22 protein-coding genes are annotated in these 23,342 nt (G+C 61.4%); 11 read left to right on the forward strand and 11 right to left on the reverse strand.

The window, feature by feature from the left end; translation table 11 throughout:
- Positions 1-85 precede the first annotated feature (85 nt).
- Positions 86-1,210 carry a methyltransferase gene (locus ACYYKW_RS00580; RefSeq protein ID WP_093098149.1) on the forward strand — a complete coding sequence of 375 codons (1,125 nt, stop codon included), beginning with the start codon at positions 86-88 and terminating at the stop codon, positions 1,208-1,210.
- Between the two features lie 74 nt (positions 1,211-1,284).
- On the opposite strand, the gene ACYYKW_RS00585 is transcribed toward ACYYKW_RS00580, so the two are convergent.
- From ACYYKW_RS00585 to ACYYKW_RS00595, 3 genes are all read right to left on the reverse strand, one after another.
- A complete protein-coding gene (locus ACYYKW_RS00585) occupies positions 1,285-1,452 on the reverse strand; it encodes a DUF2474 domain-containing protein (RefSeq protein ID WP_016773090.1) in 168 nt (55 codons plus the stop codon).
- Positions 1,453-1,536: 84 nt separating this feature from the next.
- Entirely contained in the window at positions 1,537-2,544 is a 1,008-nt protein-coding gene (gene cydB, locus ACYYKW_RS00590) for a cytochrome d ubiquinol oxidase subunit II (RefSeq protein ID WP_090286500.1), read from the reverse strand.
- A 3-nt stretch (positions 2,545-2,547) separates the two neighbouring features.
- Positions 2,548-3,993, reverse strand: coding sequence for a cytochrome ubiquinol oxidase subunit I (locus ACYYKW_RS00595; RefSeq protein WP_336356112.1), 1,446 nt, complete (start codon positions 3,991-3,993; stop codon positions 2,548-2,550).
- 394 nt (positions 3,994-4,387) lie between these two features.
- On the opposite strand from ACYYKW_RS00595, the gene ACYYKW_RS00600 reads away from it, so the two are divergent.
- Positions 4,388-5,626 (forward strand): MFS transporter, encoded by a 1,239-nt coding sequence (locus ACYYKW_RS00600; RefSeq protein ID WP_093098143.1) that lies wholly within the window; start codon positions 4,388-4,390, stop codon positions 5,624-5,626.
- Between the two features lie 6 nt (positions 5,627-5,632).
- Here ACYYKW_RS00600 and ACYYKW_RS00605 read toward each other — a convergent pair whose 3' ends face one another.
- Together ACYYKW_RS00605 and ACYYKW_RS00610 are read right to left on the reverse strand one after the other, a co-directional pair.
- Complete coding sequence (locus ACYYKW_RS00605) at positions 5,633-6,184, reverse strand: DJ-1 family glyoxalase III (RefSeq protein ID WP_464989186.1); 552 nt, start codon at positions 6,182-6,184, stop codon at positions 5,633-5,635.
- Between the two features lie 66 nt (positions 6,185-6,250).
- A complete protein-coding gene (locus ACYYKW_RS00610; RefSeq protein ID WP_464989187.1) occupies positions 6,251-6,700 on the reverse strand; it encodes a DUF4879 domain-containing protein in 450 nt (149 codons plus the stop codon).
- A 222-nt stretch (positions 6,701-6,922) separates the two neighbouring features.
- On the opposite strand from ACYYKW_RS00610, the gene ACYYKW_RS00615 reads away from it, so the two are divergent.
- From ACYYKW_RS00615 to ACYYKW_RS00630, 4 genes are all read left to right on the forward strand, one after another.
- On the forward strand, positions 6,923-8,218 hold the full coding sequence (locus tag ACYYKW_RS00615; protein WP_090286510.1) for an NCS2 family permease: 1,296 nt from the start codon (positions 6,923-6,925) through the stop codon (positions 8,216-8,218).
- Positions 8,215-9,294: a tRNA (uridine(54)-C5)-methyltransferase TrmA gene (trmA, locus tag ACYYKW_RS00620; RefSeq protein ID WP_093098134.1), complete on the forward strand. Its 1,080-nt coding sequence runs from the start codon at positions 8,215-8,217 to the stop codon at positions 9,292-9,294. Before ACYYKW_RS00615 ends, trmA begins: the two co-directional genes overlap by 4 nt.
- A 195-nt stretch (positions 9,295-9,489) precedes the next feature.
- Positions 9,490-9,948 carry a type II 3-dehydroquinate dehydratase gene (gene aroQ / locus ACYYKW_RS00625; RefSeq protein ID WP_464989188.1) on the forward strand — a complete coding sequence of 153 codons (459 nt, stop codon included), beginning with the start codon at positions 9,490-9,492 and terminating at the stop codon, positions 9,946-9,948.
- Positions 9,935-10,789 (forward strand): shikimate dehydrogenase, encoded by an 855-nt coding sequence (locus ACYYKW_RS00630; protein WP_336356104.1) that lies wholly within the window; start codon positions 9,935-9,937, stop codon positions 10,787-10,789. Before aroQ ends, ACYYKW_RS00630 begins: the two co-directional genes overlap by 14 nt.
- A gap of 113 nt (positions 10,790-10,902) precedes the next feature.
- Here ACYYKW_RS00630 and ACYYKW_RS00635 read toward each other — a convergent pair whose 3' ends face one another.
- Both ACYYKW_RS00635 and quiC read right to left on the reverse strand, forming a co-directional pair.
- Positions 10,903-11,580 (reverse strand): TetR/AcrR family transcriptional regulator, encoded by a 678-nt coding sequence (locus tag ACYYKW_RS00635; RefSeq protein WP_336356103.1) that lies wholly within the window; start codon positions 11,578-11,580, stop codon positions 10,903-10,905.
- A gap of 101 nt (positions 11,581-11,681) precedes the next feature.
- Positions 11,682-13,583: a 3-dehydroshikimate dehydratase QuiC gene (quiC, locus tag ACYYKW_RS00640; protein ID WP_464989189.1), complete on the reverse strand. Its 1,902-nt coding sequence runs from the start codon at positions 13,581-13,583 to the stop codon at positions 11,682-11,684.
- A gap of 272 nt (positions 13,584-13,855) precedes the next feature.
- Here quiC and ACYYKW_RS00645 point away from each other — a divergent pair, with 272 nt between their 5' ends.
- Positions 13,856-15,193, forward strand: coding sequence for an MFS transporter (locus tag ACYYKW_RS00645; protein ID WP_090286524.1), 1,338 nt, complete (start codon positions 13,856-13,858; stop codon positions 15,191-15,193).
- A 126-nt stretch (positions 15,194-15,319) separates the two neighbouring features.
- Here the strand turns inward: ACYYKW_RS00645 and ACYYKW_RS00650 are convergent, their stop codons facing one another.
- Positions 15,320-16,198 carry a DMT family transporter gene (locus ACYYKW_RS00650; RefSeq protein WP_090286526.1) on the reverse strand — a complete coding sequence of 293 codons (879 nt, stop codon included), beginning with the start codon at positions 16,196-16,198 and terminating at the stop codon, positions 15,320-15,322.
- Positions 16,199-16,571: 373 nt separating this feature from the next.
- On the opposite strand from ACYYKW_RS00650, the gene ypfJ reads away from it, so the two are divergent.
- Positions 16,572-17,456, forward strand: coding sequence for a KPN_02809 family neutral zinc metallopeptidase (gene ypfJ, locus ACYYKW_RS00655; protein ID WP_464989190.1), 885 nt, complete (start codon positions 16,572-16,574; stop codon positions 17,454-17,456).
- On the forward strand, positions 17,457-18,410 hold the full coding sequence (locus ACYYKW_RS00660) for an alpha/beta fold hydrolase (protein ID WP_464989191.1): 954 nt from the start codon (positions 17,457-17,459) through the stop codon (positions 18,408-18,410).
- 115 nt (positions 18,411-18,525) lie between these two features.
- Here the strand turns inward: ACYYKW_RS00660 and ACYYKW_RS00665 are convergent, their stop codons facing one another.
- The 3 genes from ACYYKW_RS00665 to ACYYKW_RS00675 form a co-directional block, all read right to left on the reverse strand.
- Entirely contained in the window at positions 18,526-19,119 is a 594-nt protein-coding gene (locus ACYYKW_RS00665) for an HAD family hydrolase (RefSeq protein WP_464989192.1), read from the reverse strand.
- Complete coding sequence (gene tesB, locus ACYYKW_RS00670) at positions 19,116-19,985, reverse strand: acyl-CoA thioesterase II (RefSeq protein ID WP_090286532.1); 870 nt, start codon at positions 19,983-19,985, stop codon at positions 19,116-19,118. Before tesB ends, ACYYKW_RS00665 begins: the two co-directional genes overlap by 4 nt.
- 109 nt (positions 19,986-20,094) lie before the next feature.
- Entirely contained in the window at positions 20,095-20,664 is a 570-nt protein-coding gene (locus tag ACYYKW_RS00675) for a GNAT family N-acetyltransferase (protein ID WP_093098108.1), read from the reverse strand.
- Between the two features lie 96 nt (positions 20,665-20,760).
- On the opposite strand from ACYYKW_RS00675, the gene ACYYKW_RS00680 reads away from it, so the two are divergent.
- Entirely contained in the window at positions 20,761-21,681 is a 921-nt protein-coding gene (locus tag ACYYKW_RS00680; protein WP_093098105.1) for a histone deacetylase family protein, read from the forward strand.
- Between the two features lie 280 nt (positions 21,682-21,961).
- A complete protein-coding gene (locus ACYYKW_RS00685; RefSeq protein WP_464989193.1) occupies positions 21,962-23,197 on the forward strand; it encodes a TIGR03862 family flavoprotein in 1,236 nt (411 codons plus the stop codon).
- Positions 23,198-23,342: the final 145 nt, after the last annotated feature.

Here is a 23,342-nt window from a genome sequence, read left to right on the forward strand (position 1 = left end):
GCAGAACGCGTTGCCTTACACTCGGTCGGTTCCGCCGCACATCCCAGGGCTGCGGAATATCCGTTGATCACCCTGAGTCTCGCCCATGCCTTTGCTTGAAACGCCCTTCGCCCACCTCGACCTGATCCGCCAGCCCGAACAGCAGAACGAACCGCTGCAAGCTTTCGATGCCGCTGATGAATACCTGCTCAACCATCTCGCAGCGCAGCAACCGACGGTCGACACCCGCGTGCTGGTGCTCAACGACAGTTTCGGCGCGCTGGCTGTCAGTCTGCTCGGCAAGGTCAAGGTCAGCAGCAGCGGCGACTCGTTTCTCGGCTTTCAAGCGCTGGAGAAAAACCTGCTGCGCAACGGCCAGGCGTTCGATGCGGTGCGCGGTATCCCGGCGAGCGAGCCTTTGGTCGGGCCATTCGACCGGGTCCTGATTCGTGTGCCGAAAACCCTCGCGCTGCTGGAAGAGCAGTTGATCCGCCTGCAAGGGCAATTGGCGCCCGGCGCCGAAGTAATCGCCGCAGCGATGGTCAAACACCTGCCGCGTGCCGCCGGTGACCTGCTTGAGCGTTATATTGGTCCGGTGCAGGCCTCCTTGGCGGTGAAAAAGGCCCGCCTGCTGATTGCCACACCTGAAGCCAGAACCGCGGCTGTCTCGTCCTACCCTACACGCTATCGCCTCGACGAGCCGCCAATCGAATTGCTTAACCACGCCAATGTATTCTGCCGCGAAGGTCTGGACATCGGCACCCGGGCCTTCCTCCCGCATTTGCCGAAAAACCTCGGCCAGGTCCGAGTCGCCGATCTGGGTTGTGGCAACGGCGTGCTGGCCATCGCCAGTGCTTTGCAAAACCCCGATGCGCATTACACGCTGGTCGACGAGTCATTCATGGCGGTGCAATCGGCCCTGGAAAACTGGCGGGCCGCGCTGGGTGATCGCGAGGTGATCGTGCGTGCCGCCGATGGCCTGGCCGGGCAAGAGTCGCAGTCGCTGGACGTAGTGTTGTGCAACCCGCCGTTCCATCAACAGCAGGTGGTCGGCGATTTCCTCGCCTGGCGCATGTTCCAGCAGGCGCGCGAAGCGCTGGTGGTTGGCGGTGCGCTGTACATCGTCGGCAACCGCCATCTGGGCTACCACAGCAAACTGGCGCGGTTGTTCCGCGGCGTCGAGCAAGTCGCGGCCACACCGAAGTTCGTCATCCTCAAAGCACGCAAATAAACCCGCAGGCGAAAAAAACCCTCCGCAAGGAGGGTTGGCAAATCCGTACCCGAAGGCGCCGGGGCGGGATGATTTCAGTGTGTGGTCAGGCCTGCTGCGTTCATGAACATACGCATCAGGCTGGCGGCGATAAACAGCACACCCACGCTACCGACCCAGATCAGGGCCAGCCAGCCGAGCCGCTGCCACAGCGGCTTCTTCTCGGCTTCTTCAATGTCGTGCAGGGAATGTTTGCCGGTCATTGCATTGATCTCCGTTAAGCCAAGGCGTCACTGCGGACGCCTTCGCGAGCAGGCTCGCTCCCACAAGAGAAGCCCAGCAGCACACTAGTGATAACCGTCTTCATGGGTCACCTTGCCGCGGAACACGTAGTAGCTCCAGAAGGTGTAACCCAGGATGAACGGAATGATGAACAGCGTGCCCACCAGCATGAAGCCCTGACTTTGCGGCGGTGCCGCGGCGTCCCAGATCGAGATCGATGGCGGCACGATGTTCGGCCACAGGCTGATGCCCAGACCGCTGTAGCCCAGGAAGATCAGCACCAGCGTCAGCAGAAACGGCGTGTAGTTGGCGTTACGCGCCACGGCCCGGATCAAGCCATACAGGGTGACTAGCACCAGAATCGGCACCGGCATGAACCAGAACAGATTGGGCATGCTGAACCAGCGCGAAGCGATTTCCGGATGCGACAACGGCGTCCACAGACTGACAATCCCGATCACCGCCAGCAGCACGAAGGCCAATGGCCGCGCCAGATCGTGCATCTGCTCTTGCAGCTTGCCTTCGGTCTTCATGATCAGCCAGGTGCAGCCGAGCAAGGCATAGGCGACCACCAGGGCGGCGCCGCAGAACAGGGTGAACGGTGTCAGCCAGTCCATCGAACCGCCGGCGAACTGCCGATTGACCACCGGCAAGCCGTCGATGAACGCCCCCAGCGCCACGCCCTGAAAGAACGTCGCCGCGATCGAGCCACCGATGAACGCCTTGTCCCACAGATGACGTTTTTCATCCTTGGCCTTGAAGCGGAACTCGAATGCCACGCCGCGAAAGATCAGCCCCATCAGCATGAAGATCAGCGGCAGGTACAGCGCTGACAACACCACCGAATACGCCAGCGGAAACGCGCCGAATAATGCGGCGCCGCCGAGTACCAGCCAGGTTTCGTTGCCGTCCCAGACCGGCGCGACGGTGTTCATCATCACGTCACGGTCGGTCTTGCCCGGAACGAACGGGAAGAGAATCCCGATGCCCAGGTCGAAACCGTCCATGACCACGTACATCATGATGCCGAAGATGATGATCACGGCCCAGATCAGCGGAAGATCAATACCCATGGCTCAAATCTCCTTGGTCAAGCGAGTGTCGTCTTCGTGTTCGCCTTCGCCGGGATCGTCGGCAGCGGACAACGGACGCGCCGGGGTGCGCTTCTTGCCCGGACCACCGTCCGGCGTATCGGTGCCCTCGCTGAGCTTCGGACCTTTGCGGACCAGGCGCATCATGTAGCCGAGGCCCGCACCGAACAGGGCGAAATACACCACCACGAACATGACCAAGGTGATGCTCATCTGAAGGAAGCTATGGTTGGAGGACGCGTCCGCGGTGCGCATCAAGCCGTAGACCACCCAAGGCTGGCGGCCGATTTCAGTGGTGAACCAGCCAGCCAGAATCGCGATCAGGCCGGACGGGCCCATCCACAGTGCCAGATGCAGGAATGGCCGCGAGGTATACAGCGAGTCACGCTTGCGCAGCCACAAACTCCACAGACCGGTGAAGATCATCAGGAAACCGAGGCCCACCATGACCCGGAACGACCAGAACACGATGGTCGAATTCGGCCGGTCTTCTGGCGGAAACTCCTTGAGTGCCGGCACTTGCTTATCCAGCGAGTGGGTCAGGATCAGGCTGCCAAGGTAGGGAATCTCCACGGCAAATTTGGTGCGTTCTTCTTTCATGTCCGGCCAGCCGAACAGGATCAGCGGCGTCGCTTCGTCACCGTGGTTTTCCCAGTGACCTTCAATGGCTGCGATTTTCGCCGGTTGATGCTTGAGCGTATTCAGACCATGGAAGTCGCCGATGACTGCCTGGATCGGCGCAACGATCAGCGCCATCCACATGGCCATCGAGAGCATGGTGCGAATCGCAGGATTGTCCCGGCCGCGCAGCAAATGCCAGGCCGCTGACGAGCCGACAAAGAAAGCCGTAGCGATGAACGCCGCAGTCGCCATGTGCAGCAGGCGATACGGGAACGAAGGGTTGAAGACGATGGCCAGCCAGTCGGTCGGGATCACCTGACCGTTAACGATCTCGAAGCCCTGCGGGGTTTGCATCCAGCTGTTGGAGGCGAGAATCCAGAACGTCGAGATCAGCGTGCCGATCGCTACCATCACCGTGGAGAAAAAATGCAGCCCGCGCCCGACCTTGTTCCAGCCGAACAGCATGACGCCGAGGAAACCGGCCTCAAGGAAAAACGCCGTGAGCACCTCATAGGTCAGCAACGGCCCGGTGACGGCACCGGCGAAATCCGAGAAGCGACTCCAGTTGGTGCCGAACTGGTAGGCCATGACCAGACCGGAGACCACGCCCATGCCGAAGTTGACAGCAAAGATCTTCGACCAGAAGTGGTAAAGGTCACGGTAGGTATCGTTTCGAGTCTTCAGCCACAGACCTTCGAGCACCGCCAGGTAACTCGCCAGGCCAATGGTGATGGCCGGGAACAGAATGTGGAACGAGATGGTGAACGCGAACTGAATTCGGGCGAGATCGAGAGCCTCTAAACCGAACATATGGCTTCCTCTGTCAGGTAATACGGGTGGCAGACCCGGAGGCCTGCACCACTGCCCCCACGGATATGGAGTGCGGCGAATTCGGATTCGTTCTTTTTTTACAGCCATCGCAACGCAGGGAGTCTGGCCAACTGGCCGTCAGATCAAACCCTTGTGAGGTGTTGATCTGGATCAAGCAACGTTAAAAGAGTAGTCCCATTTTTGCCGTTGAACGGCGTGGTCGTTTGCCGCGTGACAAGTTGCCTCAGCGCGTTGGCAAGGCATTTGCCCAGTGGCGTCGCAGGCTCACTGGGACAACTCGATGTCTGGCTAAGTAAATTTTTCACCAGTAGCAACTTCCTGTTACAGACTGGTGATAATCTCGCGTTTCTTCTCAAGCCAGACCTGCCTTCAGATGCCCAGCCAAGAGCCCCTGCTGTTACGTCACCATCGTCCGTTTCTGGCTTTCTGGTTTGCGCGGATTTTCACCGCCAGCGGTTTTCAGATGCTCACCGTGGCGATTGGCTGGAATCTTTATCAATTGACCGGCAACGTCCTCGACCTGGGCCTGGTCGGTCTGGTGGAATTCGCTCCACGCGTGCTGTTCATGCTGCACACCGGGCATGTCGCCGATCGCTATGACCGACGCAAGGTCGCTGCGCTATGTCAGTCGCTGCAGGCAATGATCGCCCTCGCACTGGCAATCAGCAGCGCCACCGATCAGGTCACCCGCGAAATGATCTTCATCCTCGCATTCCTCCTCGGCGCGGCGCGTTCGTTCGAGATGCCGACCACCCAGGCATTGCTGCCGAGCATCGTGCCCAGCGCGCTGTTTCCTCGGGCCGTGGCGGCAGCGCAGTCGGCGCAACAGTCGGCAACGATCATCGCGCCAGCCCTCGGCGGCTTGCTCTACGCGTTCGGCAGCGTCTGGGTCTACGGCCCGACCGTGCTGCTCTACGTGATTGCCTGCACGTTGATGTTGAATCTGCCCGCACGACAAACGCCGCTGAACAAGGGCAAAGCCACGCTGGATTCGTTGCTCGCAGGCATTCGCTTCATCCGCAGCCGCCAGGACATTCTCGGGGCGATTTCGCTGGACCTGTTTGCGGTGTTGCTCGGCGGCGCCACGGCGCTGTTGCCGGTATTCGCCAAGGACATTCTCCTGACCGGCCCGTGGGGCCTGGGCCTGCTGCGATCGGCACCGGCGGTCGGCGCCCTGGCGATGTCGCTGTTCCTCGCGCGGTTTGCCGTGGAACGCAATGTCGGCCGCGTGATGTTCACCGCCGTCGGCGTGTTCGGCGTCGCGACTATCGCCTTCGGCCTGTCGACTTCGTTCTGGTTCTCGCTGGCGGTGCTTGTGGTGCTCGGCGCGGCGGACATGATCAGCATGGTCATCCGCGCCTCCTTCGTACAACTGGAAACCCCCGACGAAATGCGCGGCCGGGTCAGCGCGGTCAACGGCCTGTTCATCGGCGCCTCGAACCAGCTGGGCGAATTCGAATCCGGCCTCACCGCCCACTGGTTCGGCACCGTTCCGGCCGTGGTGATGGGCGGGATTGGCACGCTGGTGGTGACAGGGACGTGGATCAAACTGTTCCCGACCCTGGCGAATCGGGACCGGATGCATGTGCCGGTGGAAGAGACGAAGGTCTGACGTTACTCAGGCTTGAAGCTCTGCAGCCAATTTCGCCCGCAATCCCTTGCCACCCAGCTGCTCGACCAGCGTCAGGGCGAACTCCAATGCGGCGCCGGAGCCCTGTGCAGTGATGCAGTTGCCGTCGACCACCACCGGTTGGTCAACGAACGTACAACCCGACAACTGATGGCTGGCGCCGGGCAGGCAGGTCATGCGGCGTTGGCGCAGCACGCCGAAGGCTTGCAGGGCGACGGCGGGGGATTCGCCGATGGCGGCGAACAGGCGTCCGGCGCTGGCCTGATCCTTGAGCAACTGTTGCAAGGGTTGATGCGCCGCCAGATGCTGTGAGCCGACGGCGCCGCCGGGCAGGACAATCAGATCGAAGCTTTGCGCCAATACATCGACCAGCATGCCGTCGGCGGTCAGGCGCGTACCGCGAGCGCAGGTGAGCATGCGCCGGCCTTCGATGCTGGCTGCGACCACTTCGATTTCGGCGCGACGCAGCACGTCGATCAATGTGACGCTTTGCAGATCATCGATGCCCTCGGCGAGGGTAATCAGCACTCTTGAAGTCATGGGCGTTATCCACAGGGTGATCCTTCAAGCGTAGTCAGCTTCCCACGGACCGCGCAGCGCCAGCCGTTACTTGATGTAAAGCTGGGTCGACATCGTGTTGCGCGGGGCGTTGATCGAAGTGTTGCTGAAGCTGAAGATGCCGTCCTGTTTGCCAGCCAGATCGAAGGTATACAGCGAACCGACGGTTTTGCGCCCGGGCGTGCATTCAGTCAGGTTGCCATTATCGAACGCACACACCGGGGAACGGCTGCCGTTGACTTCGAATCCGTCCAGCGTGGCGTGCGGCTGGTTCTGGCCGTAACCGACTTCCAGCACATAGACCTTGATGCTCGGCCCGCTGTGATTGCATTGGGTTTGCGGCTGGTTATCGGCGATGTCTTCCAGGCCACAGCTCGGCGATTGCACCTTGATGACTTTTACCTGCGTCAACGCTGCCGCCGAAGCAGCCCATGTTGCTGGCGCCCCAGCCATCAGCACCACCATCAACCCCAAACCTGCCACCGCGCCCTTGCTCATGCGTCGCTCACCCGGAAAAATTCAGCGCGCAGTATGGCGCAGTTGGCCGCACGGCAAAACTTCGCCGACGATCGACACCGACAACCGCCATATTGCTCACGCTGCTGGTATGATGCGCGGCTTTTTCCGGCCCAGCACAATTTTCCAGGCGCTTGCGACGGTCTGTGCTTTGCTGTTGAGGTCGATACATTCACGGCGCCACGCGCGCCACGGGGAGCAGACATGCTGGAAAGGCTGTTTCAACTCAAGGCACACAACACCAACGTGCGCACCGAGATTCTCGCGGGCATCACCACGTTTCTGGCCATGGCCTACATTCTGTTCGTCAATCCGAGCATTCTCGGCGAGACCGGCATGGACAAGGGTGCGGTGTTCGTTGCCACCTGTCTGGCGGCCGCTATCGGCTCGACCGTCATGGGCCTGATCGCCAACTACCCGATCGCCCTCGCACCGGGCATGGGCTTGAATGCTTTCTTTACTTACACCGTGGTCCTGCACATGGGTCACACCTGGCAAGTGGCACTGGGCGCGGTGTTCATCTCCGCCGTGCTGTTTTTCCTGCTGTCGATCTTCCGCATCCGTGAGTGGATCATCAACAGCATCCCGCTGCCGCTGCGTTCGGCGATTGCGGCCGGTATCGGCCTGTTCCTCGCGTTGATCGCCCTGCACAACGCCGGCATCGTTGTCAGCAACCCGGCGACCATGGTCGGCCTCGGCGACCTGAAAGCCCCGGCACCGATTCTCGCCACCCTCGGCTTCGCCCTGATCGTCGGGCTCGAAGCGTTGAAAGTGCGCGGCGCAGTGCTGATCGGTATTCTCGCGGTGACCATCGTGTCGATCGCCATGGGCTTCACGCCGTTCGGCGGCGTCACCTCGATGCCACCTTCGCTGGCCCCGACGTTCCTGCAACTGGACATCAAAGGCGCACTGGACATCGGTCTGGTCAGCGTGATCTTCGCCTTCCTGTTCGTCGACCTGTTCGACAACTCCGGCACCCTGATCGGCGTCGCCAAGCGCGCCGGCCTGATGGGCAAGGACGGCCACATGCCGAAAATGGGCCGTGCACTGATCGCTGACAGCACCGCGGCCATGGCCGGTTCGCTGCTGGGCACCTCGACCACCACCAGCTACATCGAGTCCGCAGCTGGCGTGAGTGCCGGTGGCCGCACGGGCCTGACCGCCATCGTGGTGGCGATTCTGTTTCTGCTGGCGCTGTTCTTCTCGCCACTGGCGGCCAGCGTTCCGGCTTTCGCCACCGCACCGGCACTGCTGTTCGTCGCCGTGCTGATGACTTCGGGCCTGGCGGAAATAGACTGGGACGACATCACCGTCGCCGCGCCGGTCGTGGTCACCGCGCTGGCCATGCCGTTCACTTACTCGATCGCCAACGGCATCGCGTTCGGCTTCATTTCCTGGACCGTGATCAAGCTGCTGTCGGGGCGCGCCCGCGAGCTGAACCCGGCGCTGGTCATCCTGTCGATTCTGTTCGTGATCAAGTTGGGTTGGTTCAACGCATGACTTTCGATTCCCAGGCTTACGCCGAACAACTTCAAGCCAAGGTCACGCGTTTGCGTGACCTGCTGGCGCCGTTCGATGCTCCCGAGCCGGCGGTGTTCGATTCGCCGCTGCAGAACTTCCGCCTGCGCGCCGAATTCCGTCTGTGGCGCGAGGCCGGTGAACGGCACTACGCGATGTTTTCCCAGGACGACAAACGCACGCCGATCCTCATCGAAGAATTCCCGATCGCCAGCCTGCGCATCAACCAGTTGATGCCGCAACTGAAGGCGGCGTGGCAGGCCAGTTCTGCGCTGAGCCACAAGCTGTTTCAGGTGGAATTCCTCACCACGCTGTCCGGCGACGCGATGATCACCCTGTGTTATCACCGCCCGCTGGATGAACACTGGCATGCCGCTGCAACGCAGTTGTCGGCGGATCTGGGCGTCAGCATCATCGGCCGTTCGAAGGGCAAACGCGAAGTCCTGGGCCTCGATTACGTGGTCGAAAAGCTCGACGTCGGAGGCCGCACCTTCAGCTATCGTCAGCCGGAAGGCGCGTTCACCCAGCCCAACGGCACGGTGAACCAGAAGATGCTCAACTGGGCGTACGAAGCGCTGGGCGACCGCACTGACGATCTGCTGGAGCTGTACTGCGGCAACGGCAACTTCACCCTGCCGCTCGCCACTCGCGTGCGAAAAGTGCTGGCCACTGAAATCAGCAAGACCTCGGTCAACGCCGCGTTAAGCAACCTCAGCGAAAACGCTGTGGATAACGTCACTCTGGTGCGCTTGTCCGCCGAGGAACTGACCGAAGCCCTCAACGAAGTGCGCCCGTTCCGCCGCCTGCACGGCATCGACCTGAAAAGTTACGAGTTCGGCAGCGTCTTCGTCGACCCGCCGCGCGCCGGCATGGACCCGGACACCTGCGAGCTGACCCGGCGCTTCGACAACATCCTGTACATCTCCTGCAACCCGGAAACCCTGGCCGCCAACATCGCCCAGCTGCACGACACGCACCGAATCACCCGCTGCGCGTTGTTCGACCAGTTCCCGTGGACCCATCACATGGAGTCGGGTGTGTTGCTGACCCGCCGGTGATGCTGATGCCGGATACGAAAAAGCCGTCGTGATTGACGGCTTTTTTGTGTGTGCTGTTTTGTTTGTGCGATCACCGAACACATAACGCCAAGGGTATTTTTTGTTCAATTGACCATGGTAACCATCTAGTACATTTTATCTCCACAGGCCGAAACCCTCGGCCAAAGCCAAAAACAATAAGTGGAGTTTGCCCCCATGTCCCCTATCGTTCTGGTGCTCAACGGCCCGAACCTGAACCTGCTCGGCACCCGTGAGCCGGCGACTTATGGCCATGAAACCCTGGCTGACATTTCTGCGCTGTGCGGGCGTGCCGCTGAGGAATTCGGCCTGACGGTGGAGTTTCGCCAGACCAATCACGAAGGCGAATTGCTCGACTGGATTCACGCTGCCCGCGGCCGTTGCGCCGGGATCTTGATCAACCCGGCGGCGTGGACGCACACGTCGGTGGCGATTCGCGATGCGCTGGTGGCCACTGAGTTGCCGGTGATCGAAGTGCACCTGTCCAACGTGCATGCTCGCGAGCCGTTCCGCCATCACTCGTTCGTCTCGGCGATTGCCACGGCGGTGCTCTGCGGTTTTGGCAGCCATGGTTACCGCTTGGCGCTGGAGCATTTCAGCCAGCGGCTGCAAGGGGCGAAACATGGCGCGCGCTAAAACGGTACTCGCTGGGCTGATCGGCGCCGGTATTCAGGCTTCGCGTACGCCGGCGTTGCATGAACACGAAGGTGATGCTCAGGGTTTGCGTTACCTGTACCGGTTGATCGATCTCGATCAATTGCACCTGGACTGCAACGCTCTGCCCGACCTGCTGCTCGCTGCCGAGCGCATGAACTACACCGGCCTGAACATCACCTTCCCGTGCAAGCAGGCGATCATCCCGCTGCTCGATGAACTGTCGCCGGAAGCGCGAGGAATCGGCGCGGTGAACACGGTGGTGTTGAAGGACGGCAAACGTGTCGGTCATAACACCGACTGCCTCGGTTTTGCCGAAGGCTTTCGCCGTGGCCTGAACGACGCGGCGCGCGGGCGTGTGGTGCAGATGGGCGCTGGTGGCGCTGGCGCGGCAGTGGCCCACGCGTTATTGAGCGAAGGCGTACGGCAACTGAGCATTTTCGACGTCGACAGTGAGCGCGCCGAGAGCCTGGCTCACAACCTCAATCAGCATTTCGGCGACGGTCGCGCCATCGCCGGGCGCGATCTGCCGAGCGCAATGAATCTGGCCGACGGCCTGGTCAACACCACGCCGATGGGCATGGCCAAACTGCCGGGCATGCCGGTGCCGGTCGAGCTGCTGCGCGCGGACATGTGGGTGGCGGAAATTGTGTACTTCCCGTTGGAAACCGAACTGCTGCGCAACGCCCGCGCCCTCGGTTGCCGCACGCTGGACGGCGGCAACATGGCGGTGTTTCAGGCAGTGAAAGCGTTTGAATTGTTCAGCGACGTGGCGGCGGATGCGCAGCGCATGCTGGCGCATTTTCAGAGCATGAATGGCTGAACCCTGCCCCCCCCTGTAGGAGTGAGCCTGCTCGCGATAGCGGTATGTCAGCTAAAAGTGTATTGACTGATACACCGCCATCGCGAGCAGGCTCACTCCTACAGGGGATCGCGTCAGGCCTGCAGATAACGCAACACTGACTCGCAAATCATCTCGCGGTGGCGCTGTTTGATCTGCGCATCGGGCAAGTCGATCTGGAAGATCTCACCCAGCGTATGACGGTTCGAGACGCGATAGAAGCAGAACGAACTGATCAGCAGATGCACGTCGAGCGCATTGATCCCGCGGCGGAACAGCCCTTCGTCAGCGCCTCTGTGCAAGATCGCGCCGAGAGTATCGAGGATCGTGTTGTTCAGCGCCTTGATCGCATCGGAGCGTTTCACGTATTCAGCATTGTGGATATTTTCGATGCTGACGATGCGCACGAAATCGACGTTGTGGTCGTGATGATCGAAGGTGAATTCAACCAGACGACGGATCGCCATTTCCGGCGGCAGTTCGTCTAGATGCAGGCGGTTTTCGGTGCTGCGGATGTCGCCGTAGAGCTTTTCCAGCACCTCGACGTACAACTGCTCCTTGCTGCCGAAGTAGTAATAGATCATGCGCTTGGAAGTGTGGATGCGCTCGGCGATCGCGTCGACACGCGCACCGGACAAGCCCTGCTGGACGAACTCGACGATCGCCTCCTGCAAAATGTTTTCGCGGGTCTTTTCCGGGTTGTTCTTGCGGCCCTTGCGCGGCTCTGCGGCGGCTGCGTCCGGGGCGACGGACAGTTCTGAATTCACGGTCATTGCGGGCTCACGGCCATCACTGCACAAGCGCCGATTATGGGCCGCGCGACACAGTGAAGGAAGCCGCGCAGCCTGCGTTTAACCGCGCGTTTACGAAATTCCTACAACTTCGCCTGGCGTACCGCGCCGCTGCGCGATTTGGCCATCGCCGCCAGACGCACGGCGACGTTGGCCGCGCCGTAACCGGCGTAGCCGTTCTTGCGCTGAATGATCTCGAAGAAGAAGCGCCCCTCGAACGGTTCGGTGTAGACGTGGAACAGTTCACCGCCCTGTGCATCGCGGTCATACAGCACGTTGAAATACGCCAGCTCGCTGAGAAACTCGTCATCGAAATCGAAACGCGCGGCGAGGTCGTCGTAATAGTTGAGCGGAATGTCCAGCAACGGCACGCCCGCCTCTTTGGCGCGGCTGACTTCGGCGAAGATGTCATCACAATCGAAGGCAATGTGATGCACGCCAGACCCACGATAACTCGACAGCGCATGGGAAATCGCGGTGTTACGGTTCTCGGAAATGTTCAGCGGTAAGCGGATCGAGCTGTCGCGGCTGCGCAAGGCGCGGCTTTTCACCAGGCCGTACGGGTCAGGTAGCACCACTTCGTCATCGGCCTCGAAGTCCAGCAGGCTTTTATAGAACAGCACCCAGCTGTCGAGGCTGTCGGCGGGAAGCGCCATGGCCATGTGATCGATGCGCTTGAGACCGCCACGGGCCTGCGCGTCCGCGAGCAGATTGAAATCGGTGCCGTAGACGTCCGCCTCTTCATCCACCAGATAAATCAGGCTGCCGTCCGGCGCACGGACCGCCGCCAGTTCCAGTTCGTTGGGGCCGACCAGTCCGCGATAAGGCTGGCCTTTATAGGCCACGGCACGGGCCAGGGCGCTGGCGCTGTCGTTGACCCGTACCGCCGTGGCGCACAGCGACGGGCCGTGGGCTTCAAAGAAACTGTGCGCGAAGGAATACGGTTCGGAGTTGAGGATCAGGTTGATATCGCCCTGACGCAGCAGGCTGACGCTCTTGGAACGATGCTGCCCGGCCTTGGCGAAACCGAGGCGCTCCAGCCAATGGCTGAGCTTGGCGCCCAGCGCCTCGTCGACGGCGAACTCAAGAAATTCGATGCCGTTGTACTCGCTGGCCTTCGGCGTTTCGAACAGAATCTCGCGATTGGCAACCGGTTCGGCTTGCTGCTCGAGACGCTGGCGGGTTTTTTCTTCCAGATAAAGCAGCGAGCGCAGACCATCGGCAGCATTGGCCCGCGGCGGTGCGGCGCGGAAGCCGTCATTGAAGATCTCCAGCGACAACGGCCCGCTGTAGCCGCTCTGGATGATCGGTGCGAGAAAGCCTGGCAGATCGAATTCGCCCTGCCCCGGGAAGCAGCGGAAATGCCGGCTCCACTCCAGCACATCCATCTGCAGAATGGGCGCGTCGGCCATTTGCACGAAGAAGATCTTGTCGCCGGGAATCTCGGCGATCGCAGCGGGATCGCCCTTGAGCGACAAGGTGTGGAAGCTGTCGAGCAGCACACCAAGGCTTGGGTGATCGGCCTGACGCACAATGTCCCAGACCTGTTGATAAGTGTTGACGTGGCGGCCCCAGGCCAGCGCTTCGTAACCGATGCGCAAACCGCGTGCGCCGGCCCGTTCGGCCAGCAGGCGCAGGTCATCGACAAGGATCTGCTGATCACCGACGCTGTCGGCCGCGGCGTTGCTGCAGACCAGCACCAGGTCGGTGCCGAGCTCCTGCATCAGGTCGAACTTGCGCTCGGCGCGCTCCAGATTGCGCGCCAGCCGATCACGGCGGCAGCCTTCGAAATCACGAAACGGCTGGAACAGCGTGATGGCGATGCCGAGGTCGGCACACATCTGCTTGATTTCCCGCGGGCTGCCGTCGTAATACAGCAGGTCGTTTTCGAAAATCTCTACGCCGTCGAACCCGGCGGCGGCGATGGCTTCGAGTTTTTCCGGCAGGGTGCCGCTCAAGGAAACGGTGGCAATGGAACGCTGCATGTTTGAACTCCCGCTGGAGACGGCGGCTGCGTGAGCCGCGCCGCTTTTATAGGATGAGCAAATTATTGGCTGCATCGTTTCCGGCAGCAATTTAAAGTGTACTACCCGGTTAGTTTTGCGTGCGATTATCGAACACAATGGCGGTTTGGCGAATTGACGATTTTTCGTCCACTGCCCAACATCGACGGCACATTGAGTCCGGATCTGAACCACCGGTCGCAGCGTGCAAGCAAAAGCACACCAAATAACAAATCCAAAAACGGGTGGAACACATGATTCCTTCACAGACTTCCCGCATGGCTCCGGCCATGAGCACTGCCACGGGTGGCATCGGCGACAAGATCCGCGGCGCCATGGCCGTCGGCAAGACCCGCTGGGGCATGCTGGCGCTGGTGTTTTTCGCCACCACCCTGAACTACATCGACCGCGCCGCCCTCGGCGTCATGCAGCCGATCCTCGCCAAGGAAATGAGCTGGACGGCGATGGATTACGCCAACATCAACTTCTGGTTTCAGGTCGGCTACGCGATCGGTTTCGTCCTGCAAGGTCGCTTGATCGACCGCGTTGGCGTCAAGCGCGTGTTCTTCTGCGCCGTGCTGCTGTGGAGCCTGGCCACCGGTGCCCACGGTCTGGCGACGTCGGCGGTCGGCTTCATGGTCTGCCGGTTCATCCTCGGCCTGACCGAAGCGGCGAACTACCCGGCCTGCGTAAAAACCACCCGCCTGTGGTTCCCGGCCGGCGAGCGCGCAGTCGCCACCGGCATCTTCAACGCCGGGACCAACGTCGGCGCGATGTTCACGCCGATGCTGCTGCCGCTGGTGCTGCACGTCTGGGGCTGGCAGGCGGCGTTCCTGTGCATGGCGGCACTGGGCGGAATCTGGCTGCTGTTCTGGGGTTTGAAGTATTTCAACCCGGAAGATCACCCGAGCGTCAAACAGTCGGAGCTCGACTACATCCAGCAAGAAGTCGAACCGGAACAAGCGCGCGTACCGTTCTCGAAAATCCTGCGGATGCGCGGCACCTGGGCCTTCGCCCTCGCCTACTCGCTGACCGCGCCGGTGTTCTGGTTCTATCTGTACTGGCTGCCGCCGTTCCTTAATCAGCAATACAACCTGGGCATCAACGTCACGCAGATGGGCATTCCGCTGATCATCATCTACGTCACGGCCGACTTCGGCAGTGTCGGCGGCGGCATTCTCTCGTCGTTCCTGATCGGTCGCGGGATGAACTCGATCAAGGCGCGGCTGCTGTCAATGTTGCTGTTCGCCTGCTGCATCATCGGTGTGGTCATGGCTGCCGGTTCGGCGAATCTGTGGGTAGCGGTGGCGGCGATCTCGCTGGCGATCGGTGCGCACCAGGCCTGGACTGCGAACATCTGGAGCCTGGTGATGGACTACACGCCCAAGCACATGATGAGCACGGTGTTCGGTTTCGGCGGCATGTGCGCGGCCATCGGCGGGATGTTCATGACCCAGATCGTCGGGCACATCCTCACCGTCACCAACAATAACTACACCGTGTTGTTCACCCTGATTCCGGCGATGTACTTTCTTGCGCTGACGTGGATGTACTTCATGGCGCCGCGCAAGATTCCGACTGTCAGCGAATAACCCTGCCTCGCAACCATCCCCTGCAGGAGTGAGCCTGCTCGCGATAGCGGTGTGTCAGTCGATGAAAATGTCGCCTGATCCGCCGCCATCGCGGGCAGGCTCACTCCTGCAGGGGGTTGCGTTTCTTCAGCGGCGGCTCTGCTGCCACGCCGCCGCCAGCCCGCTGCAACAGATCACTGCGATGCCGACCACCGTCAGCAAACTCGGCGTGTGACTGAACAGCAACCAGCCCAGCAACCCGGCAAACACAATCTGGCAATAACCGAACGGCGCCAGCAGCGCCGGCGCGGCATGCCTGAACGCCTGGGTCAGAAACAGGTGCGCAGTCATCCCGCAACTGCCCAGCGCCAGCATCAGCGCGGCGTGAGTCAGCGTCGGCACCTGCCAAAAGAACGGCACCAGCGCACTCATCACCAAGGTGTTGCACAACCCGGCGAAAAAGTTGCTGGTGGTCGGGCTGTCAACTTCAGCGAGCTTGCGCGTCAGCAGTTGATAGAAGCAGAAAAACAGCGCCGAACAGAACGGCAGCAGGATCGCCGGGGTGAACAATTCACCGCCGGGATGGACGATGATCAACACGCCGATAAAACCGCAGATCACCGCAATCCACTGCCCGCGCGTGACCCGCTCTTTGAGCAGCGGAACCGACAACGCCGTGACCAATACCGGTGCAAGAAAGTTGACGGCCGTGGCTTCCGCCAACGGGATGTACAACAGCGCCGTGGTGAAAAACAGGCTGGTGCCGAGCAGGCACAGCGCGCGCGCCAGTTGCCACAACGGTTTTTTGGTGCGCAGCACGCGCAACCCGGATTGCGGCAGGAAAATCCCTGCCATCAACAGCGTGTGCACGACATAACGCGCCCATACCACCATCACGATCGGATAGAAACCGGAGAGGTATTTCGACAACGCGTCGTGGCTGGAAAACAGAAACGTCGCCACGACAATCAGCAGGATCCCCTTGAAGGGCTGGTTGACGCCGGAGAGCGGAGTGCTGACGGTCATTGGCAATCTCTGAGAACAATACAGTGGCGAACGGCTTCGGCAATCATAGCTGGCCGAGCTTTCAGCAAGCCGAACCGAACCAGAAAAATCCGCGCCGGGAATCCGCCGTTGAACAAACGTGTGAGGCAAGATTCCAGCCATGTCGGCGGGCAGCGGCCCCGCCCCATCACAGACTGCTGTCTAAAGTGCCAGTTCACGCAAATGCCTGGAGAAATTCTGCTGTGGATTGAATTTGCGGACCTGCCGACCGTCAATAACAAGCCCGCCCGACGTGGGCACTGGTGAATGGACGGACGGCCGGACTGGCGCCACACTCACACAGCGGCAACACTCATCACCATCTGATTCATCACCCGTAAAAGAGGATTCCCACATGCTATGGAAAAAAGGCCGACGCAGTGACAACGTCGTCGATGCCCGGGGTGATGACTCAGGCGGTGGCGGCGGTATGCGTTTTGGCGGCGGCAAAGGCCTGAGCCTGGGGGCGATTCTGTTGATCGTCGGCATCGGTTGGATCACCGGTCAGGATCCGATGCAGATTCTCGGCCAGTTGACCGGGCAAATGGAGCAGTCAGCGCCCACCTCGCAAACCCGTCAGGCACCGCCGGCCACTGACGAGCAAGCCGAATTCGTGCGCTCGATTCTCGGCGATACCGAAGACACCTGGGGCGCGATTTTCCAGCAGGCCGGGCGGCAATACAAAGACCCGACCCTGGTGCTGTTCAGCAATCGGGTCAATTCCGCCTGCGGCATGGCGACTTCGGCCAGCGGCCCCTTCTACTGCCCGGCCGACCAGAAGGTCTACCTGGACATGGCGTTCTTCCAGGAAATGTCGCAACGCTTCAAAGCCGCCGGCGACTTCGCCCAGGCCTACGTGATCGCGCACGAAGTCGGCCACCATGTGCAAACGCTGCTCGGCGTCTCGGCAAAAATGCAGACCGCGCGCCAGCAAGGTCGCCAGATGGAAGGCGACGGCGGCCTGTTGGTGCGGCAGGAACTGCAAGCCGACTGCCTCGCCGGTGTCTGGGCCTACAGCGCGCAGAAGCGCCTCAACTGGCTGGAACCCGGCGACATCGAGGAGGCCTTGAACGCGGCCAATGCAATCGGTGATGATCGCCTGCAACAACAGGGTCAGGGCCGTGTAGTGCCAGACTCGTTTACCCACGGCACGTCGGCGCAAAGGGTGCGCTGGTTCAAAACCGGATTCGCGCAAGGCCAGGTCGGCCAGTGCGACACCTTCGCGGCGAAAAACCTGTAAATGCATAAATGGCTTTTGGCGTTACTGATGCTTGGCAGCACCGCCCACGCTGCGGGTGTCGATGCGGTCAGCTCCGGTCGCTTGCAATTGAAGGCCGGAGAAATGGCGGTGGGCATCGGCCCGGCGCCAGAGAAAATCGAGCGCGTAGTGATCGTGGTTCATGGCCGTTTGCGCAACGCCGAGACCTACCGCAAGAGCGCAGAAAGCGCCACCGAGCTGGCAGGGCAAAGCAGCCACACACTGGTGATCGCGCCGCAGTTTCTCAATGAAAGCGACGTCGCCCTGTATTCGCTGCCCGCGACAGTGCTGCGTTGGCAGGGCAACGACTGGATGGGCGGCGGCTTGTCGATCGGGCCGAATCCGTTGAGTTCTTACGCGGCCCTGGATGAAATCGTCGCGCGCGTCAGTGATCGCAAGCAGTTTCCCGACGTGAAGCAGGTGGTCATTTTCGGCCACTCCGGCGGCGCTCAGGTGGTGCAACGCTATGCCCTGCTCGCCAAGGATCAGCCAGCGCTGAAAACCAACAGTATCCGCTTGCGCTACGTCGTCGCCAATCCGTCCTCCTACGCCTATTTCAACGAGCAGCGACCGGTGGCGTTCGATCACGCTGCCTGTCCGGGCTTCAATCGCTGGAAATACGGCCTGGCCGACATGCCGGTATACGCCGGCGGGCAAACGCCGTTGCAGGTGGAAAGCCGCTACGTCAAACGCGAGGTAATTTATCTGCTCGGCCAGCAGGACACCGCCCCCGAGCACCCGGCGCTGGACAAGAGCTGCGCCGCCGAGGCGCAAGGCGCTTATCGGTTGATGCGTGGGAAATTGTATTTTGGGTATTTGCTGCGCCGACATCCGGAAGGTGTCAATCAGCGGCTGATTGAAGTGCCTGGGGTCGGGCATAACGGCGATGAGATGCTGACCTCGGCGGAGGGGCAGAAGGCTTTGTTCGATCAGTGAGTTTTTATTGGATGTGCCGACGCTATCGCGAGCAGGCTCACTCCTACAGGGGGACGCATTTCAAATTGTAGGAGTGAGCCTGCTCGCGATGAGGCCATCACAAACAAAATATTCCTTAAGCCTGAAGCATCCGCCGCAACTCCACACAATCGCGTGCATGCCAATCGGTCAATTCCGGCCACGGGTTATCCGGCAGATTCACCAGCACCGTCCGCGCGCCCGCCGCTCGTCCGCAATCGAGATCGAAGCGGTAATCACCGACCATGACCATTTCACTGGCCGGCACATCCCAGGCCTGCGCCAGTTTCAGCAAGCCACCGGGGTGCGGTTTTGGCGGCGCTTCATCTCGACCCAATACGTCCTCGACCTTGAAGCAGTCGGCCAGACCGATCGCTTGCAGCGTCACATGCGCCAGTTCCCGCGCGTTGCGGGTGAGGATGCCGAGGCGATAGCCGCGTGCGTGCAGCTCACGCACCAGTTCCACCGCGCCGGAGGCCGGGGTCGAACCCAGCGCCAGATCCCGCTCATGTTCGAGCAGCCACGCATGTTTCGCCGCCGCTTCAGCGGCCGGCAGCGCGGCGAGGTGGGTGAGGATGTCGTCTTCGGGCGGGATCGCCAGCGCCACGCGAATCGCGGCGAAGTCGTGCACGGCCACCGTCAGGGTGCCGTCCATGTCGAACACCCAATGACGCACCTCGGCCAGGCTCATGCCCAATCCTGGCGATGGCGGATCAGGCCTTCCTGCGTCACCGAGGCAACCAGTTGGCCGGCGCGGTTGTACACGCTGCCACGGGAAAAACCACGCGAATTGCCGGCCCATGGGCTGTCCATGGCGTAGAGCAACCAGTCGTCAGCGCGCAGATCGTTGTGGAACCACAGCGCGTGATCGAGGCTGGCGACCTGCATGTCTTTCTGCCAGACCGATTTGCCGTGCGGCAGCATCGAGGTGGTCAGCAGGCCGAAGTCCGAGGCGTAGGCCAGCAGGTATTTATGCAGTGCGGGAATGTCGGCCAGGGCACCATCGGCGCGGAACCAGACATATTTGATCGGATCGGCCGGTTGCGGGTTGTACGGGTCTTTTTCGGTGACCGGGCGCACTTCGATCGGTTTTGGGCAGAGCAGTTTTTCGCGCATGTGCTCGGGGATCAGGTGCGCGCGCTGCTGGGTCAGTTCCAGCTCCGAGGGCAGGTTCTCCGGGCCGACCACCACGGGCATCTGGCTCTGGTGCTCGAAGCCCTTTTCGTCGTACTGAAACGAAGCGCTGCAGGTGAAGATCGGGTGGCCCTTCTGGATCGCCGTAACGCGGCGGGTGCTGAAGCTGCCGCCATCGCGCACGCGATCCACCGAGTACACCACCGGCAACTTGGCGTCGCCCGGGCGCAGGAAATACCCGTGCATCGAATGCACATGCCGCGCTTCTTCAACGGTCTGACTGGCCGCCGACAGTGACTGGCCGAGCACCTGACCACCGAACAGCTGACGGAAACCCAGATCCTGGCTGCGACCACGGAAAAGGTTTTCTTCGATCGGTTCCAGGGTCAGCAAGTCGACCAGATCTTCCAACACTTGGCTCATTCAGACTCTCCTCACACAAAGCAGTGCCGCGCAGTCTTGGCTGCGGCGGCCGATTCAGATTCTGGCGCGGGCCAATGATTTGGCGGCCATTGTAAACGTCCGTGTCGGCTTATTCATGCAAGGTTTGCAACCATTGTTCGCGGCTGATGCGGTACAGCACATGCCGACGCAACGGATGATCGGCGGCAAGCTTGGGGTGATCGAAATCATCCTGCGGATCGTGGTGCATGCCGATCGCCTGCATGACCTTCTCCGAGGGCAGATTGCTTTGCGCGGTGAACGAGACGATTTCCTCCAGCTTCAGTTGATCGAAACCGGCGCGCAACGCGGTCCACGCCGCTTCACTGGCATAACCCAGGCCCCAATGTTCCCTGGCCAGGCGCCAGCCGATTTCCACCGCCGGGGTGAACGGCGCATCGAAACCGACCACGCCGAGCCCGGTGAAACCGATGAATTCGCCGGTGTCCTTGCGCTCCAGCGCCCACAGGCCAAAGCCGTGCTCGGAAAAATGCCCGCGTATGCGCCCGATCACCGCCGCGCTTTCCAGCCGGGTCAAGGGTGCTGGAAAGTAGCGCATCACCTGCGGATCGGCACACATCGCCGCGAAGGCCGGCAAATCCTCGTCCTGCCACTGTCGCATCAGCAAGCGTGCGCTTTGCAGTTCCAGTATTGGCTCCATCGTCTTCTCCATTTCCATGCCGCCAGTCTACATCGCTGGTAGGATCGTCAGCGCTGCGCCGAATTCCCGAATGACCCGCCGATACCAGACATCACCATGCCTTTGCCGCTGATCTACCACGAAGACTACAGCCCCGAGTTCCCGGCGGATCACCGCTTCCCGATGGACAAGTTCCGTCTGCTGCGCGATCACCTGGTCGACACGGGGCTGACCCGCGATGCCGATCTGCTGCGGCCGCAGATCTGCCCCAACGACATCCTCGCCCTCGCCCATGACCGCAGCTATATCGAACGCTACATGAGCGGCGAGTTGTCCCGCGAAGACCAACGGCGTCTCGGCCTGCCATGGAACGAGGCCCTGGCGCGGCGCACGGTACGCGCGGTCGGTGGTTCGATCCTGGCGGCGGAGAAAGCGTTGGAGCATGGCTTGGCCTGCCACCTCGCAGGCGGCACCCATCACGCGCATTACGATTATCCGGCGGGTTTCTGCATTTTTAATGACCTGGCGATCATCAGCCAGTACCTGCTGCAAAGCGGCCGGGTCAATCGCGTGCTGATCTTCGATTGCGACGTACATCAGGGCGACGGCACGGCGCGGATTCTCCACGACACACCGGAGGCGATTACCGTTTCCCTGCACTGCGAGAAGAATTTTCCCGCACGCAAGGCCGACAGTGATTGGGACATTCCGCTGCCCAAGGGCATGGGCGATGCCGATTATCTGCAGGTGGTCGACGACACGCTCAATTACCTGTTGCCGCTGTATCAACCGGATCTGGTGCTCTACGACGCCGGTGTCGATGTGCACAAGGACGATGCCCTCGGCTATCTGCAACTGACCGACGAAGGCGTGGCCGCCCGCGATGAAAGTGTGATGCGCCATTGTCTGGGCCGCGACATCCCCGTAGTCGGGGTGATCGGCGGCGGCTACAGCAAGGACCGCCACGCCCTCGCCCGCCGCCACGGCATCCTCCACCACAGCGCGCGACGGGTGTGGGATTCACACGGTTGTCACTGAAGTATGCCGCGTTACCCACAATCGCTGTGGAACTGCCTGTGGATAACCTGAGTGAAAGGGGTTGCAGGCCATACGGGGCGTGGCGCTCAGGAGGCTGGTTAATAATTAGCCACCCCGCAACCTCTTGGAGGAGTGAGCCTGCTCGCGATAGCGGACTGACATTCAACTTTTCAATATTGTTGTCGGCTGATCAACCGCTATCGCGAGCAGGCTCACTCCTACAAGGGATCGGCGCTGTTAGAATGCGCACCTTATCCCGCCATACCGCAGCGCACCGCCCATGATCCAGAACTCCGCCCCCATTACTGCTCACGTCGCCATCATCGGCGGTGGCCCCGCCGGCCTGATGGCCGCCGAAGTGCTGAGCCAGGCCGGAATCCGCGTCGATCTGTACGACGGCATGCCCTCGGTAGGACGCAAGTTCCTGCTGGCCGGGGTCGGCGGCATGAACATCACCCACTCCGAACCTTACCCGGCCTTCCTCTCGCGCTACGCCGAACGCGCACCGCACATCGCCCCGCTGCTGCGCGGTTTCGACGCCGATGCGTTGTGTCAGTGGATTCATGCGCTGGGCATCGAAACCTTTGTCGGCAGCTCCGGCCGCGTGTTCCCCACCGACATGAAAGCCGCCCCGCTGCTGCGCGCCTGGCTCAAACGCCTGCGCGACAGCGGCGTGGTTATCCACACCCGCCACCGCTGGCTCGGCTGGGATGAGCACGGCGCCTTGCGCATCGACAGTCCGGACGGAGAGATCCGTGTAACCCCGGAGGCGACCCTGCTGGCCCTCGGCGGCGGCAGTTGGTCGCGTCTTGGTTCGGATGGCGCCTGGATGCTGCCGCTGGAGCAGCGCGGCGTGGATCTGGCGCCGATGCAGCCGAGTAACTGCGGCTTCGAGGTTCAGGCCTGGAGCGAATTGATGGTGAACAAATTCGCCGGTGCGCCGTTGAAAAACATCGCCATCGGAGTGGACGACGACATTCCGCGCTTGGGCGAATGCGTGATCACCGCGACCGGGATCGAGGGCAGCCTGATCTATGCCCTGTCGGCGCCGATTCGCGAGGCGCTCAATCGTTATGGCGCAGCAGTTATCCACATCGACCTGCTACCCGGACGCCCTGTGGATAAATTGCAGGCGGCGTTGAGCAAACCACGCGGCTCGCGCTCAATGGCCAAGCATCTGCACAGTCAGGTCGGGATTGATGGGGTGAAAGCGGCGTTGTTGCGTGAGTTGACCGATGCCGAGACGTTCGCCGACCCGGCGCTCCTGGCACAGGCGATCAAAGCGCTGCCGCTGACCCTGGTGAAAACCCGTCCGCTGGACGAAGCGATCAGCAGCGCCGGCGGGGTGACGTTCGAGGCGATGGATGAGCGCTTGATGCTCAAGGCGCTGCCGGGGGTGTTTTGCGCGGGGGAAATGCTTGACTGGGAAGCGCCGACCGGAGGGTATTTGCTGACGGGGTGTTTTGCCAGTGGGCGGGCGGCTGGGTTGGGTATTGTGCAGTGGCTCGAAAGCTAAACCCTCACCCCAGCCCTCTCCCAGAGGGAGAGGGAGCCGACCGCGGTGTCTGGCGTCCCACATCGACCTGAAACACCGAGTCGATTATGGATTTGGTCAGCCGACCGAGGTGTCTGGCGAAAGCTCTGTCGATTGTGGATTCACA

This window comes from Pseudomonas sp. 15C, from assembly GCF_055484735.1.